Source organism: Peribacillus sp. NPDC060253, from assembly GCF_042727425.1.
In the GTDB taxonomy this organism is placed as follows: domain Bacteria; phylum Bacillota; class Bacilli; order Bacillales; family DSM-1321; genus Peribacillus.
In genome coordinates, this window is record NZ_JBHXAS010000096.1 from 1 (window position 1) to 18582 (window position 18582).

Below are 18582 nucleotides of genomic sequence, written 5' to 3' on the forward strand. Positions count from 1 at the left end.
ATATATTGTAATATTTTAATTTTGATGCAATAATAAACCCAATAATATAATTGGAAAAAAGTTATATATAGGAAGTGATTCGATGGACGAACCAATTATTAAGGTGAATGGGCTTCGAACCAGTTTTCGTACAGACGATGGGGTGATCCCTGTCGTAAATTCAATCGATTTTCATGTCAATCCTGGTGAGGTTTTAGGGATTGTTGGAGAATCAGGATGCGGAAAAAGCGTAACTTCTTTGTCCATCATGGGACTGGTTTCTTCACCGGCTGGTAAGGTGGAGGGAGAAATCCTTTTTAAAGGAGAGAATATCGCAAACGCTTCTGAGGCGAGGATGAGAAAGATTCGCGGAAATGACATAGCGATGATTTTTCAGGAACCGATGACAAGTTTGAATCCAGTTTTCACTATAGGCGAGCAGCTGGTGGAGACGCTACGGATACATAAAAAATGGAACAAAAAGCAGGCCCGTCGTAGAGCGGTGGAAATGTTGAAATTGGTTGGGCTTGGCCGTGCCGAAGAATTGATCGATGAATATCCTCACCAGCTTTCAGGTGGAATGAGACAGAGGGTCATGATTGCCATGGCCATGATCTGTGAGCCGAAACTTCTTATAGCGGATGAGCCGACAACGGCTTTGGATGTGACGATTCAGGCACAAATCTTAGAGTTAATGAAGAACTTAAATAAAGAAACAGATACAGCAATCATGATGATTACCCATGATCTTGGCGTTGTGGCGCAAATGTGTGAACGTGTCATTGTCATGTATGCCGGCAAGGTAATAGAGGAAGGAAATGTGCAAACGATTTTCCAAAGTCCTAAGCATCCGTATACGGTCGGATTACTTCAGTCGATTCCAGATATGCGGATAAAGAAAGAACGTCTTTACTCGATCCCTGGTAATGTTCCAAAACCTGGGACAGGCAACCTGGGGTGCCAGTTTGCCCCGCGTTGCTCCCGTGCCATGGAGCAATGTATAAGTGAGACCCCGTCTCTTTTGGAATTTGATGATGGCCAGCATGTTCGTTGCTGGCTGTATGAAGATGGGAAAGGAGAAGCCTTGCATGAATCAAACATTGGTTAAGGTAGAAAACCTAAAGAAGCATTTTCCGATTAAAGGAGGCGTCCTAGGAAAGACCGTCGGAGAGGTCAAAGCCGTAGATGGCTTGTCTTTTTCCATTTACAAAGGGGAAACCTTAGGTCTTGTCGGGGAAAGCGGTTGCGGTAAATCGACAACGGGAAGATTACTGCTTCGATTGCTTGAGCCGAGTGAAGGGAATGTCTATTTCGAAGGAAAGGACCTGACGACTTTATCTTCCCGTGAAATGAGAAAAATGCGCCGTGAAATGCAGATGGTCTTCCAGGATCCATTCGCTTCCCTCAATCCCAGGCATACTGTTGAAAAGATATTGGAAGAACCGCTTATCGTTCATGGGGTAAAAGATAAAAAGGTGCGTAAAGCCCGTGTACAAGAGCTTCTTAAGGTTGTTGGTTTAAGCAGTTACCATGCTAAAAGGTATCCGCACCAATTTAGTGGGGGCCAGCGGCAACGTATTGGCATTGCAAGGGCACTTGCGGTCAACCCTAAGCTGATCATCGCCGATGAACCCGTATCTGCACTGGATGTATCGATTCAGGCCCAGGTTTTGAACCTCCTGCAGGATTTGCAGGAAGATTTTGATTTGACTTACCTTTTCATTGCCCATGATCTGGGCGTAGTAAGGCATATCTCTGACCGTGTCGGTGTCATGTATCTTGGGCATATAGTTGAATTGACGGAAAGTGAGGAACTGTATGAGGATCCTCTTCACCCTTATACCCAGGCCTTATTATCAGCAGTGCCGATTCCGGATGTGGAATACAAGGGAGATAGGGTAATCCTGCAGGGTGATGTTCCAAGTCCATCAAACCCGCCTAGCGGTTGCCCATTCCATACGAGGTGCTCGAAAGCGATGGCAGAGTGCAAATCGGAAAAACCCGTTTTGCATGAACATAAACCTGGTCACTACGTTGCTTGTCATTTATACAACTGACATGACGTATACATAAATTCGTAAAAAATAAGGGGGAAGAATATGAAGAAAACATTGGCATTATTGTTGACTGGTATCCTGGCTCTTTCGCTAGCGCTTGCTGGATGCTCCTCGTCTACATCAAAAGAGAAAGATGATGGTAATGGGGGATCAAGTGAAGCGAAAGGCGGCGTATTGATTTACGGTAAAGGCGGAGATGCTGTCGGTCTTGACCCAGCTATCGTAACGGATGGTGAATCATTCATCGTCACGCAGCAGATTTTTGAAACGCTTGTGAAATACGGAGAAGATAATACGGAAATAAATCCTGGTCTTGCAGAATCATGGAAAGTGTCGGATGACGCCAAGACATACACATTCAAATTGAAAACCGGAATCAAGTTCCATGATGGTACGGATTTCAATGCGGATTCAGTCGTAAAAAACTTTCAACGCTGGGCAAAAAGTAAGGACGAAGGTAAATTTGCTTACTACGCCTCTATGTTTGGCGGATTTGAAGGTGATGAAGGACATGTTATCAAAGAAGTAAAAGCTATCGATGATAGCACGGTGGAATTCACATTGAACCGCCCTCAGGCACCATTCCTGAAAAATCTTGCCATGCCTACATTTGCAATAGCCAGTCCGACAGGATTTGAAAAAGAGGGAGACAATTTCACTAAGAATCCATCTGGAACAGGTCCTTTCAAATTCAAATCATGGAAGCCTGGCGATACGATCGAAGTGGTGAAAAACGAAGGCTATTGGCAAAAAGGACTGCCAAAACTTGATGGAATCACGTTTAAAGTCATTAAAGATAACTCTGCACGTTTAAATGCTGTAATCAAAGGTGAAATCGACTTAATGGACGGTCTGAACCCAAGCGATATCAGCAAAGTTACAGGAGATGACAAACTGCAGTTATTCGAACGTCCATCCATGAACGTCGGGTACTTTGCTTTCAATGTTGAAAAAGCACCATTCGACAAAAAGGAAGTACGTCAAGCTATCTCACACTTAATTAACAAAAAAGAAATTATCGATAACTTTTTCGAAGGCACAGCGGAGCCTGCAAAAAATCCAATGCCACCATCCGTTTCTGGATACAATGACAACATTGAAGACTATGATTACGATGTCGAAAAAGCTAAAGAACTTCTGAAAAAGGCTGGATATGAAAAAGGATTTAAAATGGACCTATGGGCAATGCCGGTACCACGCCCGTATATGCCAGATGGTCAAAAAGTGGCCGAGGCCATTCAAGCCAGCTTAAAGCAGGTTGGTATCGAGGCAAATATCGTTTCATACGAATGGGCTGCCTATTTAGAGAAAGTGCAGGCTGGTGAGGCTCAATCCTTCATGCTAGGCTGGACAGGCGATAATGGAGATGCAGATAACTTCCTTTATGCCTTATTGGATAAAGATAATATCGGCTCAAACAATTATTCTCGTTATGCAAATGATGAAGTGCACGATCTATTGATCGAGGCCCAGTCCACGGCAGATGAAGCCAAGCGTAATGAGTTATATGGAAAAGCTCAGGAAATCATCCATGAGGAAGCACCATGGGTTCCACTAGTCCACTCATTACCGCAGCTAGCCGGATCCAAGACAGTCAAAGGGTTTGTTCCACATCCAACCGGTTCTCAATCCCTTGTTAACGTTTCACTAGAAAATTAACCGTACGAACCGGGTAGTATGTAATCTTGCATGCTTCCCGGTTTTGTTATGGAATGCATTTCAAAATGATCGAGGGCGCTCAAAGGACCCTTATGTAAAAGGCGGGTGATTGTTTTGTTTTCCTATACCGTACGACGTTTAGGATCTCTCATTCCAGTGTTACTCGGAATGGCGTTTATTGTATTCATGATGATTCGGGCGATTCCTGGGAATCCTGCACAGGTGATTCTAGGGCAGCAAGCAACAAAAGAGGCAGTCGAGGCAATGACAAAGGAACTTGGTTTGGATAAACCATGGTTCATTCAATTTTGGGATTATGTATCAGGCCTGTTACAGGGGGACCTGGGTGTATCGTTAAAAACGAATAGTCCTGTTTCTGAAGAAATAGGGCCATATCTAATGGCAACGATTGAGTTAGCATTGATTGCCATGATCATTGCAGTGGTCATAGGTGTAAATGCAGGGATAATATCAGCTTGGTTCCAGAACTCATGGTTTGACTATGCAGCGATGGTGATTGCGTTGATTGGTTTGTCCATGCCGATATTCTGGCTGGGATTAATGGAGCAATACATCATCTCAATTCAATGGGATTTACTTCCTACGACAGGGCGGGACAATATCAGGGATCCAGTCGAGGCCATAACGGGCCTGTATTTGATTGATACGCTCGTTGCTGGAAGAGTTGATCAGTTTTTCGAAGTGATCAAGCATCTCATTTTGCCGGGAATTGCGTTAGCGACCATTCCGATGGCGATAATTGCAAGGATGACACGTTCGTCCATGTTGGAAGTAATGAGATCGGATTTCATTCGTACGGCTCGCGCTAAGGGGATGAAAATGTTTTGGGTTGTATACAAGCACTCCTTGAAAAATGCTTTAATTCCAGTGGTGACGGTAATCGGCCTGCAGACAGGATTACTTTTAGGCGGGGCCATTTTAACGGAAAACATTTTTGGCTGGCCAGGCATCGGTACATATATTTATGATGCTATACTTTCCCGGGATTATCCGGTCATACAGTCCGGGATTCTCGTCATCGCCTTTTTGTTTGTCATGATTAATCTAATTGTGGACTTGTTGTATGCAGCGATCGATCCAAGGATTAAGTATAAATAGGGAGGGAAACTCATGCCTGAAATAGCAACGAATACATCGCCAATCCTTCCTCCCAAAGAGGCAGAGGAAAAAGTCATCTCTCCCTGGAGGGAAGGGTGGAAAAGTTTTAAGAAAAATAAGGTGGCACTTGTTGGTCTGGCGATTGTTTTATTTTTCATCTTAATCGCCATTTTTGCACCGCTTATTGCACCGTATTCATTTGAAGGGCAAAAGCTAAGTGATAAACATTTGGCCCCATCTGCGGAACATTGGTTTGGAACGGATGAATTTGGCCGTGATATATTGAGTAGAGTCATCTATGGCTCGCGCATATCGATAGGAGTCGGCTTTTTATCTGTAGCCGGGTCTGTCCTGGTTGGGTCTTTTCTAGGTATTATTGCCGGGTATTACGGAAAGTGGATAGATACAATCATATCGAGGGTCTTTGACATCATTTTAGCCTTTCCAAGTATCTTACTTGCCATTGCGGTAGTAGCCGTTTTAGGACCATCACTTCGCAATGCACTCATCGCCATTGCCATCGTCAATGTCCCGATATTTGGCCGTCTTTTACGCTCACGGGTTTTAACGGTGAAAGAAGAGGAATATGTTACGGCTGCGAAGGCAATTGGAATGGGAGATGGCCGGATTCTCCTCCATCACGTCCTTCCCAATAGCCTTGCACCGATTATTGTTCAAGGCACCTTGGCGATTGCTACTGCCATCATTGAATGTGCAGCACTCGGCTTCCTCGGTTTGGGGGCACAACCACCAGCACCAGAGTGGGGGAAAATGCTTGCCGATTCAAGATCTTTCATCATTCAGGCGCCTTGGACGGTTCTTTTCCCTGGCCTTGCGATCATGCTTACGGTACTCGGCTTTAACCTAATGGGAGATGGCCTGCGAGATGCGTTGGATCCAAGGATGAAAAACTAGAGGTAAGATGGTGGTGTTTTTTTAACATCGCCATCTTTTATTTTGAAAAACTATGAAAATATGAAAATAATAACAATATCCTAGTTTGAAATAGGAAAATAGTGACTATTATCTCTTAAAATCACCCCAAAAGTTGTGATACTTTTATACTTAGTAAGAAAATTCCAAAAATTGATTATTTTAGAGGAGGAAAAGTTCATTGATTAAACGAAGCTTGTCCATTCTAGCAATCTTTCTATTAGTATTTACTGCAAGCGTTTCCGCAGCCAAGCTCCCAGAGCCCCCGAACGGTTCGGGTGATGGAAAGAAGAATCAGGAAAGTATTCTAAAGCTGAAGAAAAACGACTTGGAGAAGAAATACAAAAGTAACGAGAAGGTCAGGGTCATCGTTGAGATGAAGGAAGCCCCGGCAATAGAAATCGCTTCGAAAGAAGGGAAACTTTTTAAACAGTTATCGAAAAATAAGAAACAACAATTAAAGTCCGAAAAGCTAGCTAATCAGAAGAAATTGAAAAAAAAGGTGAAAGACAAAAGAATCGCTTTCAAGGAAATGGAAAGTTTTACGACGGTCGTCAATGGGTTCAGTGGTGAACTTCAGTATGGTGATATCAAAAAGGTGGAAGCCATGCCTGAAGTTGCTGAGGTACATATAGCAAACGAATATGAACGTCCAGTTGATAAGCCCGAGATGCTTTATAGTAAGGAACTTATCCAAGCCCAGGAAGCATGGCGGGAATATGGATATACAGGGGAAGGGATGGTCGTGGGGATTATCGATACTGGAATCGACCCATCTCACCGTGATATGGTCCTGAACGATGAGAATAAAGCAGAACTGACTGAAAGTGAAATTAACGGCATGAAGGAATCTAGCCATCTATTAGGCAACTATTATAAGGCGAAGGTACCTTATGGATACAATTACATGGATGAAAATGAAGAAATCCTTGATCTTGGTGAAGGAGCCTCCATGCATGGGATGCATGTCGCAGGAACCGCGGGTGCCAATGGAGATGAAGAGCATGGCGGGATTAAAGGGGTGGCTCCCGAAGCCCAGCTTCTTGCTTTAAAGGTATTCGGAAATGATCCCGCCATGCAGACAACATGGGGTGATATTTATATTAAGGCAATTGATGATGCAATCATTCTTGGGGCAGATGTGCTAAATATGAGCCTCGGTTCCACTGCAGGTTTTGTATCAGCAGAAGATCCTGAGCAGCAGGCCGTATCGAGAGCTGTTGATAATGGGATCCTCATGTCGATTTCAGCAGGAAATTCGGCTCACTTTGGAAACGGATTTGCAAACCCATTAGCTTCAAACCCGGATATTGGCGTTTCAGGCTCACCTGGACTTGCTTATGATTCGGTGCAAGTGGCATCCGTCGAGAATAACTATATGGATTTGGATGCAGCGACTTATGATATAAACGGACAAGCAGGAAAAGCTCCGTTCATGTCGGCTTCAAGCGTACATCCCAATGCTTTGAAGGATAAAACACATGACTTGGTTGCTGCAGGTCTTGGGACGCCAGAGGAGCTTTCCAAAGTGGATGTTAAAGGCAAGTTCGCCCTCATTGAACGCGGCACGCTTTCTTTTATAGAAAAAGCGCAAAATGCCCAGGCAGCAGGAGCGACAGGAGTCATTATTTACAATAATGCTGACGGATATATTTCCATGGCCACAGATCCAAGCATCACCATTCCACAGCTGTTCATGTTGAAGTCGGATGGTGCCAAGCTGAAAGCGGCCTTAACGGATGGAGAAAAGGTGAAGATTACCTTTAATGGTGATAAAACAAAAGCGGTGAATCCAGAAGCAGGAAAAATGAGTTCATTCAGTTCATGGGGCGTAGCACCAAATCTGGATTTCAAACCGGAAATCACTGCACCAGGCGGACAAATTTATTCAACGTTGAACAACGATGAATATGGTATGATGAGCGGCACTTCGATGGCGGCACCTCATGTTTCCGGCGGTTCTGCACTGGTTCTTGAAAGAGTGGATAAAGACTTTAAATTAAATGGATTTGCCCGGGCCAATTTGGCTAAGAACCTGATGATGAATACTTCGAAACCATTAACGGATCAAGGTGTCGTCAATAATGCCCTTGACTGGAAAAACCCTTATTCGCCTCGCAGGCAGGGAGCCGGAATCATGCAGCTTCAATCTGCTTTGTCCACGCCAGCTGTCGTGACGGAGGCATTTACGAAAGAAGCGAAGGTTGCCATGAAGGAAATCGGCAATAAGTTCGCCTTTACTTTGAAGGTTGAAAACTTCAGTAATAAAGCAGTCAAATATGATGTAAAAGGAAATATCCAAACAGACTATGCCATTCAGGGTCAGCTGGGTTATTCCGCCAATCAATTAGAGGCACAGGAAATTAAGAACGCTTCGATTAAAATCAATAATAAAAATACAAACAAGATTACTGTACCTGCAAAAAAATCTGTTACATTTGAAGTGAAAGTGGACATATCCAATGCAAAGGTACTTGGCGATGATCTTCAGACTCTTGTAGACATTGACAAGGTCTTTCCAAACGGATATTTCGTTGAAGGGTTCATAACATTGAAGGATCCAGCTGACACTAACCCGGAATTACATGTTCCGTATGTAGGGTTTAAAGGGGAGTGGGACAAAGCCCCAATCCTGGATGGCACTAAATATGATAAAGAGTCTTTCTATGGCAGGGCAGGAGGAGTATCGACTGCAGGTGAAGATTTCACTTATCTTGGTTACGACCCTGCGGGGAAAACATTCAATGGCAAAAATATTGCGATTTCCCCAAATGGTGATGGTGCACAGGATGACTTCGTGCCGGTCCTATCATTCTTAAGGAATGCGAAAAAGGTAGAATATAATATATTGAATGGTGAGAACAAATCAGTCCGGAAACTTCGCACAGAGAATAATGTACGTAAGGATTATTATGATGGCGGACAAGGGACCGCATACACACTTGATCCGGCCCGTAAATGGGACGGTAAAGTCAATAATGCAATGGCTAAGGATGGGGTCTATTATTTTGAAATCAAAGCGATGATAGATTACGAGGGTGCAAAATGGCAGACGTTTAAAATGCCAATCAAAATCGATACGGTAAAGCCGACAGTCAAGATTTCGAAAAAAGGCAATGTATTAACCATCCAAGGTAAGGATAATTTGAATGGTTCAGGGCTTGCTTATTACGATGTACAAGTCGATGGAGCATCCATCATGGAAGAGCCGCTCCCGGCGAATACGAAACAATTCACCCTGCCTGATGTAAAAGGGGAAAAGGTTCAGGTTGTGGGAATTGACTTTGCAGGTAATGAAAAAGCGGCTGAAACTGAATTGGCCAAAGATTCAGCACCAATTGATAATCATGCACCTGCTGTTAAGATCAAAAGTCCTGAAGCCTTAAGCGTGAACAATAAAAATAAAATCAAAATAACAGGGGATATTGAAGAAGCGTCAGAAATAAAGGAATTTAAAATCGACAATAAAACGGTCCCTGTAACATATAACAAGACGAATAATAAATATGAATTCTCATATGAAAAGAAATTTGAAGAGGGTGTCCAAAGCTTCACGGTTAAAGCAACCGATAAATGGGATAACACGGTTTCCTTTAAACGGACGATTATGATCGATGCAACAAAGCCGGTTTTAAAAGTTAAAGGAGTACCGGAAACTGTGGGAGTCAAAGGCAAGAATCCAAAAGTGGATGTGACGGTAGAGGATAATTTCGATGAAATCCGCCTTTATCTGAACGGAAGCGAAGTATTCTATCATGAATTCAAGGAACCATATAAAATGCGTGCCTATAAGAAGAAGATAGAGGATTTGGAACTGCCGCTTAAATCAGGCAACAACAAGTTTGAATTTAAGGTGACAGATCTTGCAGGAAATGAATCGAAGAAATCCTTTAACATCAATAAAGCAAAAAAATAACGAAAGGCAGCCCTCTTATCCAATAGGGCTCAGACTGTAGACAAACTCTATGAGAAGCGAGTTTGCCTGCAGTTTTTCCTTTCAAAAAAGTTCCAGTTGATTTCAGAAATCCGCTCCCTTTCCACCGACTGTCTGCCAAGCCTCCTCGACGCAAGCGTCTGTGGGGTCTTGGCTAGCCGGTTATTCGGCAGGAGTATCGCAAATTTCTTCAATCTGATGAGGTTTCATTTCATATAAAAATGTAAAAATTCATTAAGGAGTACCAAGTCTTCTTTTCTAATCATGGTTTGGGGTAGATTATTCCTAATCTCCTTTTGTACGAAGAGAAGCCGGTTTTCCTACAGTTGATTGGAACGGAAGGTACGAGACTCCTGCGGAAAAAGCGTGTCCAAGGGAGACCCCACAGGCGCAAAGAGCGCCGAGGAGGCTCCCGGACCGCCCGCGGAAAGCGAGTGCCTGGAGTGGAAATCAACGTTCGAATAGTACAAACCCTCAAAAAAAATGTAGGTAAAATCAATTAATATCAAGTTTTTATATAGTCTAAGCCCTCTTATCCAAGAGGGCTGTTTTTTATCGAGTATGGATTTGATGAATGAATTCTTTAGTGATGTAATGGAGTAGTTTGCTGAGTTTTCACCGTGCAAATATGTAAATCTATTAGTGAGGAATTATTTTCATTATCCGGCAGGTATATGGAGTGGGATAAAAGAATTAGGTATAAAGAACCTATTAAAAGGAGGGTATCTATGAATTATAAGAAGAAATCCAGCAATAAAGTAAGTAGTCTTGGAATTACAGTGAAAATCGAAAGGAGAGGAAGCGACAGGTCACATCTTACAAAAACGAGTTTTTTTGATGCACTTCAGCACCTCCATGCTCCCTTTGAAAAGGATCCCCGCTCAGATTCACCCTATCAGCATTTTCCTCTATGTCAGGAGGTAACCCTTTCTTTTTTTGAAAAAGGTGCTGAAACATCTATTAATTATGACCCCCACCAAGAAAAAATCATCATTGAGGAAAGGTCAGAGACATATCAGCCGAATAAGGGTGAGGTGCTTACTGCAATCCTCGATCATATCATGATCAATCATGGCTATCACCATTCTTTTTTCATTATCCAGCAAAAAGAGCGGAACGTAAAAATGAAAGCTGCTAATCCGTGATATCATCCTCTAAAGCTGCAGGACATTGTAAGGTATGAGACTTCCGTTAAATGAAACGTACGAAGAGTTACTTTACTCAATAAGGATGGAGCTGCCACGGCAGCTCCTCAACATGATGAGCGTCTCCTATCCTTCAAGAAGTCAAATCAGCCGGCGAATGATCTTTGAGAGGGTTTGAATACCATAAGCTAACTCTTCCTCAGACGCATATGAATATGATAGCCGAAGATGTGTATTGTTGCTTGGTTCATATATGTACCCCGGATTAATGAGTATGTTCTCCTTTATCGCCTGCTTGAAAAGGTTTGGATTCACAATTGGTTTACATAATTTTAACCATATATAAAATCCGCCTTGGGGTATTTGCCATTCAGCTATTCCCTTAAAATATTGATTGAGAAGAGTTAATGTAAAATCTCTGCGTACCTTCAACTCATACCGCAGCCACTCTAAATGCTTCGAATATTGACCACTCGTTAACCATTCAGCCACAAGATGTTGAGATAGTGCACTTGAACCGTAATCCATTTGCATTTTAATATCCGCTAACCTTTCAATCACCGTTATTGGACCAGCGATCCATCCGATGCGCAGCCCGGGGCTTAATGTTTTGGACATGCTGCCAATGTACAAGACAAGGCCATCAGTATCTTGGGATTTAATAGGTAGTGGCGGTTCATTTTCAAACCATAGGTCACTATATACGTCATCTTCAATAATCGGAATCTGTTCTTTATTGCAAATGGATAAGAGGTTTAGTCTTTCTTCTTTTGTCCATGTAGTATTGGTTGGGTTGTTAAACGTTGGAACGGTATAAAAGAGTGACGCTTTCTGCCTTCCATTGATACGCTTTATTTGAGTGGGAATACTTTCCCGGACTTGTTTTGATAAGCCTACTAAATGCATGCCCGCAGATTGAAAGGGATGAACAGAATTTAAATACGAAGGAGACTCATGTAAAATCATTGATCCTTTCTGAAGTAAACCCACCGAAATCAATTGAAGCGCCTGAAGCCCCCCTGACACGATCATAAGGGAACTGGGGCTGGCAATTACTCCTTTTGACTTTAAATAATCACTTATACTGTGGCGAAGGCCTTTATCACCTTTGGGTTCAGAATAGCCCAATGAGTGAGCATCAAAAGATGTGGTTTGCAAAGTCTTTTCGATTTTTTTTGTAGGCAATAGAGATGGAGAAAGTTCACCAGTGCCCAATCTGATAATGGCAGTGTCCGTTTCATATTGATTAATGTCCTGAATCGTTTTTAAATTAGGCTCATGAAGGCCGTTCCGTACATAGTTTTTCCAGTCGGGCTGTTTGCTGGAGACGAGCACATTCCATGTGTTATTAGAAACAAATGTACCAGACCCAACCTTGGTTTCCAGTAATCCGTCTGCAATTAACTCCTCTATAGCTGAAATAATGGTACTCCTGTTCACCCCAAGAGAATCGGCCAATGAGCGCTGTGATGGAAGCTTGGTCGCAACTGGCCATTCCCCTCGTGTAATTTGTTGTTGCATCCATTCAACTATTTGTTGGTGAAGTGATCGGTTAGAAGGCCGATTTGGTTTCCATTCGATAAACATACGAAAACAATTACTCCTTTCATGTTCTATATTCCTTATGGATTGGTTGGGTTGAAAACCAACCAAATGGATGGTCAATTCCCATGTGTTTTTCATTATAATGAATATGAAAGGAGGGAGGTATTTGTATGGAACCATTTTTCCATGGACTAATATTGGCATTAGGGCTGATACTGCCATTAGGGGTACAAAATGTATTTATTTTTAATCAAGGCGCAATTCAACCTACCTTAAAAAAAGCTTTGCCTGCAACGATCACAGCTGCCATTTGTGATACATTACTCATTCTATTAGCCGTTCTAGGTGTTTCGTTGATTGTCATGCAATATGATTGGCTGCGTCTTTCATTAATCATAATCGGAGTTATATTTTTAATATATATGGGTTTTCAGATCTGGTTTGCCAAAGCGAACCCACAATCCGGTGCTCAAACTATGCAGATGTCCACCAAAAAACAAATTGTATTTGCTTTATCTGTATCATTACTGAATCCACATGCAATCTTAGATACGATAGGCGTAATCGGTTCAAGCTCACTTGTATATTCAGGAACGGAAAAAACGATATTCACGGCAACATGCATCCTCGTATCCTGGTGCTGGTTCCATGGATTATGTCTGGCGGGACGAATGCTGAAAAAGGTAGATACATCAGGCCGGTTCCTAAGAATATTAAATAAGATCTCTGCAGTAATTATCTGGATAACGGCTCTCTATATGGTGAAATCCATTTTTACTTAGCTAATAAAGGACATCAGCATTCAAACTTGACTAATCAGTCATAGGCTAAAAGTGCATCTTCCATCGGTAGTTTGGAAGTTATGTCCGGATTAGGATTTGCCCAATAACCCTATTGAACAAGATGGGTGTTTTAGTATTGCTGCTGCAATGGACGTAATCTTAATAAAAAGGAGAATACATATTCGATATGTATTCTCCTTTATTTTAATGTCTAACCCCATCCTCATTCATCATCTTATCGGGACGGGTAAGGCCATCATTGCAGAGCAACCAAGTCCTTGATTTCCTCTGTGGAAAGTTCAGTGATCCAGTTGTCACTGCTGATGATCTCGTCGTTCAGTGCTTGCTTTTTATCAAGCATCTGGTCGATTTTTTCTTCGAGTGTCCCTGTGCATATAAGCTTATGAACATGAACAAAGCGCTGTTGTCCAATTCGGTAAGCACGGTCGGTGGCTTGATTTTCAACAGCTGGATTCCACCAGCGGTCGTAGTGAATCACATGATTTGCTTCTGTTAGATTAAGACCGGTGCCCCCTGCTTTTAACGAGAGAATGAAGATTGGGAATTCCCCATCTTGGAATCTTGTGATCATTTCATCACGCTGCTTTTTGTTCGCACTCCCGTTCAGGAATGGCACTTCAAGGCCATACCGTTTTTCCAACAATTCTTTCATCATGTTGCCCATCCCAATATATTGAGTGAAAATGAGGCAGCTTTCATCCTGTTCGCGGACAGCATCGACAAGCTCAGTCAGCTTCTCGAGTTTGCCAGATCGGTTAGGCGCCTTCATGATGTTTTCCTTTTCCATCTCTTTTAGGTAAAGAGCTGGGTGATTGCAAAGTTGCTTTAGCTTATTCAGCATCTGCAGGATGATGCCCTTTCGTTCAAAGGCAGACAGCTGTTCGATATCAGTGAAGGTATCCTTGATAAGTTGTTCATATAACGATGCTTGCTCGGTGGTAAGCGGCACGAACTCCTTTTGTTCTTGCTTATCCGGAAGATTAAGAGCCACATCTTTATCGCGTTTTGTACGGCGCAGCAAAAATGGTTGTATTAAACGCTGTAATTCCTTGATTTTATCTTTCTGTTCATCACGTTCAATGGTGGCTACATATTTTTCCTGGAACTGACCTAATGTTCCAAGGTATCCTTTGTTAATGAAATCAAAAATCGCCCATAGCTCACTTAAACGGTTTTCCATTGGCGTACCCGACAAGGCAATATGATGCTGGCCGCTGAGCTTGCGGACTGCCTTGGATTGCTTTGTTTGGGCATTCTTGATGTTCTGTGCTTCATCAAGGATTACGCTGCTCCACTCGATGGAGGATAGTTCAACGACATCTTGGTGGGTCAGGCCATACGATGTTAACACAATATCATGTTGAGCTGCCTTTTTAGCAAATGCTTCACCTTTTGCTCGGTTTGATCCGTAATGAAGGTGGACTTTAAGTGTTGGTGCGAATTTTTCCAACTCCTTTTGCCAGTTGCCTAGGACGGAGGTTGGACAGACGATGAGTGCCGATTTAACAGAAACAGGTTCGGGTGTGGAAGTAATAACTTCTGCCTCATCACTGCTCTCTGCATTACTTTCCTCTTCGACGATGATCGGTTCACTCTTTTGTTCATCCCTCGGGGTAATGGGTAGCTCTTTACTTGCTCCTTCTCTTTCTTTCACATGAAGGAGGTAAGCAATCATCTGAACCGTTTTCCCCAGCCCCATATCATCTGCCAGACAAGCACCAAAACCATGCTCCCTTAAAAAAAGCAGCCAGCTCATGCCCAGTTTTTGATAGGGGCGTAAATCGCCTTGTAGTGCAGGAGGGACGGGTAAGATGGAAATGTTTTTGGTTTCCCTCAGTCTTCCCACCATCTTACGAAGCTCCTGATTCAATTCAAATTGAACTCGGAGCATTTCTTCGTTTCCTGAATCTTCATCGCCATCTTCATTTACGTCATTCAATAATAATTCTTGCTGCAGTAAGTCAGCCAATTGAATTCCTTTTTCATTAGCTGTTTCCATCAGCCCTTGAATTTGTTTAATGAAAGCAGGGTCAAGCTTGACCCATTGGCCGCGGATGAAAACAAGCCGCCTCTTTTCATTGACGAGCTCCTCGAACTCCGCCTCAGTGAGCTCTTTGCCATTTAATGAGAACCTCCAATCGAAGTCCATTATTGCTTTCAGCCCTACGTAAGAAGGGCCGCGGTTGGATTGGCTCTTAACTTTTGCCTTCACCTTCAATGAGGACTCCTTCAAGGCAAGCCACCAAGATGGAAGAAGAATTTCAACGCCAAGAAACAGGAGTTTTTCGCTTGCGTCGGTCAAGAACTCCCATGCATCCGATTCCGAAATCTCCCTTTTTAGACGTCCATTTTCCCCAAGCCATGGCACGACGTGTTGCCATCGTTTCGTAGCACGCACCACATCACTTGCATACTTATTCCAGCCGCGCGGCAATTTTTTTCCTGTATATGTTTCGATGATATTCTCATCCCTTTTGGAACGAAGGGTGACATCGAGTACCCAAGGCCCATTACCATCAGGAGGCTCAGTTAAACGAAGGCCTATAGTGAAGGGTTTGGGATCTGGCTGGGTACCTAGCCATTCCTGCCAGCTGTCTTTGTCAAAAAAGGCCTGTAATTCTTCAGGTGAAAGTCGGGAGTCCTTTAAAGCCCCGACGGCTTCGCTCCATTTATGCTGCATGGGTGAGTAGTTTTTTAAATACATATTAGCTGCACGGTTATACCACTTTTCGATAAAAGTCCGATTGGTTTCCGCTTCAGGTGAAGGGAGATCTAAAGATATACCTTCTTCCCAAAACGAAGGGACGAATTCCTCCTCTACCTCTTCCGGAAGCTTCCAGCCAATGGAGTCTAACTGCAGGTTAGTGAAATCCGGTACGGGGATTCCGGCTTCAATGGATTCATGAAGGACAGGCGCTGCTGACAGGCAAAGGGAGGAGATCTCCGACCATTCCCATTCTATGAAGGAGTTAAAGCTTTCCTTCGCAAAAAAGTTGAGAAGACCCCAAGCATCAAGAATGAAAACAGGATTTCCATCAATTATATCCATAGTCATTTTGGTTCCATAAAAGCTTGCATCATCCCAATTGAATAACAGTCTGCGTACATAATTCGAGTTGAGGAAGGTATTCTCTTCATTGACGACACCAAGGACGTATGATCCGTTTTCGAGAGCCGCTATTTTGATTTTTAATTTCCCTGGATTAAACATCGATAAGCTTACCCCTTTTTAGTTCTTCTTGGAAAGCGCGAAGCCGTTTAGTTGAATCTGCTACATATAGTATATAACGTTCAAATACGTCTTCCTTTTTGCTCTTTTTATAGATGGTGCGCATTTTTTTTAAATAACGGACAGCTTGCTTATAGGCAGGTCGGTTCTTCAAGGAAACTTTTTCCTGAACCGCGTGATAATAAAGCGGCAGAATCAGTTCTGGTTCTTTAGAGACCACTTCCTTGATGGACTCACTGCTGATTAAGTCAATGCTGATTTCTGAGTAAATATGCATCTCCACCCACTTTTTATATTGTCCTTGTTCAAAAAGGAAGTTTGCATAATTCCAATAGCTGTGTGGAAGGGTTGCTCTGTAAAATTTCTCAAGCAAATCGGTCCGTTTTAATTTATAACAGCAACTGCTAATCAAGGTCGTAAAGGTCCGTACGAAATCCACGCGCTGATAATAATCGGATAAACCAGCCAGGAACTCCTGTACATTAGCGATGATGAATTCAATGAAAGGGATACCCCGTGATCGGTTGTCTGATTCAGATAGGAGATTCAGCCAATAAAAAATGTATGGACAGGCTTCCTTCTTTAATTCATGTAGAAGGTCAATCGCTTGTTTATCTTTATTCTCAAGAAGGGATAGGTGAATGGCTGCGAGGGAATAGGACGTCCTCTCAGTCGTGCCCATATACTTCTCTGGTAGTTCTTCCTTTATTCGTTCCAGTTCCTCTTTGCGCCAAGAGGAGTTGGAGAATAAGTAGCTCCAAATTTCCCGGTAGAGATCGATTTTTTCATATTCTAGACCTTCTTTGCCATCCAGAAGTTTAGCTACATCTTCCTTGATGCTGAATACGAAGGGATCAAAGGCGAAAGGCCTCGCTTGTCGGCTAAGCGGCTGTACCGTTTCATGCAGCTCTTCTGCCAGGTCAACAGCAAGAGCATAAAAGACCCTGATTGTTTGCGTCTGGCCTTTATGTAACTGAATCATTCTCAGTGTCAGCTGCATCGTGCAAAATTGCGTAACGAAATGGTAAAGCAGTTTCCATTCCCTTTCCATTGGAGCTTTTGAGCTAAGTCGTTTAAAGTAGGTTTGTATATGGTTTTCAATCATATAAGTTGGCTCGCCTATATGAGGCTCGACGTGTTCCGCGAAGGTAACATTCACGAAATGCTTCCATGATGGATAGCTTTTATCTAAGATGATCGATTTCTCCTCTGCTTGTTTAAGTAATTCACTTGCCCTCTTAACTTGCTGCAGCGCTTGGGCGGTTGAGGTATTCTTTGGCGCTTTCCATTCGCTCAGCCAGTCGGAAACACTGGCGTTATCTGAATACGCAGAAAAGAAAACGGCCATTTGATGCCGGCAAATGAACCTTGAATCACATGTACAGCTTCCATCTTGAGGGAAGAGAAGGTTCAACCTGGCCTTATGGCGTGTCTCATCCTGTACCTCTGCCGCAATCGTATCTACCGCTTCTTCTTTAATGTCAACAAGCCCCTGACGGTATAACTGGAGCCCCTGATTCACAACGTCTGAATCATCCGGATTCCCAGCCTCCAAAAATTCCGCCAGCCGCTCCCCAACTAACAACAACTCCCGCTCCATAGTCTCCTCCTTCAGGGTCAAACCCTGTCTACCGAAATGATATTTTTGTCTGCCATGAAACATCAGTACTTTAACAATAGTATTTCTGCCTGGGTAACCGAGGATTTGACACCCTGGTACCGTGTATATATTACATCCAGAGCAAATGCACATGACATTATTTAAGGGCATCATATGCACTTTGCTGGACCTTTTTTCATGGCTGTTCTCTTACCGTCTTAATCAACTAATCGAACAAACCGCTTACTGCAAAAATCCGTATATTCATTTAAACCCTGTAAAAGTCAATATCGTCAAAAACCCCTTTGAATATAAGTGGTTCGGATATATATCCTCCAAACAGGAATTCCTAGCATTCACTTTGACCATGCCTTTAAATCCATCATCCCCTTTACACTTCACAAAACCTAGTGAAGGAGGGGGAGGGCCCTATATTTTGAATGGGCTTTTGAAGCATCTCTTTATTATACTTCATTTTGGCTTGGAATTTGAAATGTAGGACGCGGGTTTTGGGATTGATGAAGTAGAGCTTATACATATTCTTGGTGAATGGGAAGAGCCATTCCCATGGGGAATGGC

The 18582-nt window shown here is 42.9% G+C and carries 11 protein-coding genes; 8 read left to right on the plus strand and 3 right to left on the minus strand.

Going from position 1 to position 18582, the window contains the following annotated elements; translation table 11 throughout:
• Nucleotides 1–82: 82 nt before the first annotated feature.
• The 7 genes from ACFWE9_RS20260 to ACFWE9_RS20290 all read left to right on the plus strand — a co-directional run bounded on the left by ACFWE9_RS20260 (nucleotide 83) and on the right by ACFWE9_RS20290 (nucleotide 10826).
• Nucleotides 83–1087, plus strand: a complete 1005-nt coding sequence (locus tag ACFWE9_RS20260; RefSeq protein WP_230159089.1) for an ABC transporter ATP-binding protein — start codon at nucleotides 83–85, stop codon at nucleotides 1085–1087.
• The gene (locus ACFWE9_RS20265; RefSeq protein WP_230159088.1) at nucleotides 1068–2036 is read left to right on the plus strand and encodes an ABC transporter ATP-binding protein; all 969 of its coding nucleotides are present in this window, start codon (nucleotides 1068–1070) and stop codon (nucleotides 2034–2036) included. The genes ACFWE9_RS20260 and ACFWE9_RS20265 overlap by 20 nt, the downstream gene beginning before the upstream one ends.
• A 42-nt stretch (nucleotides 2037–2078) precedes the next feature.
• Nucleotides 2079–3695, plus strand: coding sequence for an ABC transporter substrate-binding protein (locus tag ACFWE9_RS20270; RefSeq protein WP_230159087.1), 1617 nt, complete (start codon nucleotides 2079–2081; stop codon nucleotides 3693–3695).
• 114 nt (nucleotides 3696–3809) lie between these two features.
• Nucleotides 3810–4814, plus strand: coding sequence for an ABC transporter permease (locus ACFWE9_RS20275; protein WP_230159086.1), 1005 nt, complete (start codon nucleotides 3810–3812; stop codon nucleotides 4812–4814).
• Nucleotides 4815–4826: 12 nt separating this feature from the next.
• Nucleotides 4827–5729, plus strand: coding sequence for an ABC transporter permease (locus tag ACFWE9_RS20280; protein WP_230159085.1), 903 nt, complete (start codon nucleotides 4827–4829; stop codon nucleotides 5727–5729).
• A gap of 199 nt (nucleotides 5730–5928) precedes the next feature.
• A complete protein-coding gene (locus ACFWE9_RS20285) occupies nucleotides 5929–9663 on the plus strand; it encodes a S8 family serine peptidase (protein ID WP_377358454.1) in 3735 nt (1244 codons plus the stop codon).
• A gap of 746 nt (nucleotides 9664–10409) precedes the next feature.
• Nucleotides 10410–10826 carry a hypothetical protein gene (locus tag ACFWE9_RS20290; protein ID WP_230159083.1) on the plus strand — a complete coding sequence of 139 codons (417 nt, stop codon included), beginning with the start codon at nucleotides 10410–10412 and terminating at the stop codon, nucleotides 10824–10826.
• A 141-nt stretch (nucleotides 10827–10967) separates the two neighbouring features.
• Here ACFWE9_RS20290 and ACFWE9_RS20295 read toward each other — a convergent pair whose 3' ends face one another.
• Nucleotides 10968–12413, minus strand: a complete 1446-nt coding sequence (locus ACFWE9_RS20295) for an aminotransferase-like domain-containing protein (RefSeq protein WP_230159082.1) — start codon at nucleotides 12411–12413, stop codon at nucleotides 10968–10970.
• Between the two features lie 128 nt (nucleotides 12414–12541).
• Between ACFWE9_RS20295 and ACFWE9_RS20300 the strand changes: the two genes are divergently transcribed.
• Nucleotides 12542–13153, plus strand: coding sequence for a LysE/ArgO family amino acid transporter (locus ACFWE9_RS20300; RefSeq protein ID WP_230159081.1), 612 nt, complete (start codon nucleotides 12542–12544; stop codon nucleotides 13151–13153).
• 256 nt (nucleotides 13154–13409) lie between these two features.
• Here the strand turns inward: ACFWE9_RS20300 and ACFWE9_RS20305 are convergent, their stop codons facing one another.
• Nucleotides 13410–16385 (minus strand): DEAD/DEAH box helicase, encoded by a 2976-nt coding sequence (locus ACFWE9_RS20305; protein ID WP_230159080.1) that lies wholly within the window; start codon nucleotides 16383–16385, stop codon nucleotides 13410–13412.
• Entirely contained in the window at nucleotides 16378–18003 is a 1626-nt protein-coding gene (locus ACFWE9_RS20310; RefSeq protein ID WP_230159079.1) for a hypothetical protein, read from the minus strand. Before ACFWE9_RS20310 ends, ACFWE9_RS20305 begins: the two co-directional genes overlap by 8 nt.
• Nucleotides 18004–18582: the final 579 nt, after the last annotated feature.

Coding starts and splice junctions, on each gene's coding strand:
- ACFWE9_RS20295 (WP_230159082.1), bottom strand. CDS start 12,413: ATGTTTATCGAATGGAAACCAAATCGGCCTTCTAACCGATCACTTCAC.
- ACFWE9_RS20270 (WP_230159087.1), top strand. CDS start 2,079: ATGAAGAAAACATTGGCATTATTGTTGACTGGTATCCTGGCTCTTTCG.
- ACFWE9_RS20280 (WP_230159085.1), top strand. CDS start 4,827: ATGCCTGAAATAGCAACGAATACATCGCCAATCCTTCCTCCCAAAGAG.
- ACFWE9_RS20260 (WP_230159089.1), top strand. CDS start 83: ATGGACGAACCAATTATTAAGGTGAATGGGCTTCGAACCAGTTTTCGT.
- ACFWE9_RS20310 (WP_230159079.1), bottom strand. CDS start 18,003: ATGGAGCGGGAGTTGTTGTTAGTTGGGGAGCGGCTGGCGGAATTTTTG.
- ACFWE9_RS20300 (WP_230159081.1), top strand. CDS start 12,542: ATGGAACCATTTTTCCATGGACTAATATTGGCATTAGGGCTGATACTG.
- ACFWE9_RS20265 (WP_230159088.1), top strand. CDS start 1,068: ATGAATCAAACATTGGTTAAGGTAGAAAACCTAAAGAAGCATTTTCCG.
- ACFWE9_RS20305 (WP_230159080.1), bottom strand. CDS start 16,385: ATGTTTAATCCAGGGAAATTAAAAATCAAAATAGCGGCTCTCGAAAAC.
- ACFWE9_RS20290 (WP_230159083.1), top strand. CDS start 10,410: ATGAATTATAAGAAGAAATCCAGCAATAAAGTAAGTAGTCTTGGAATT.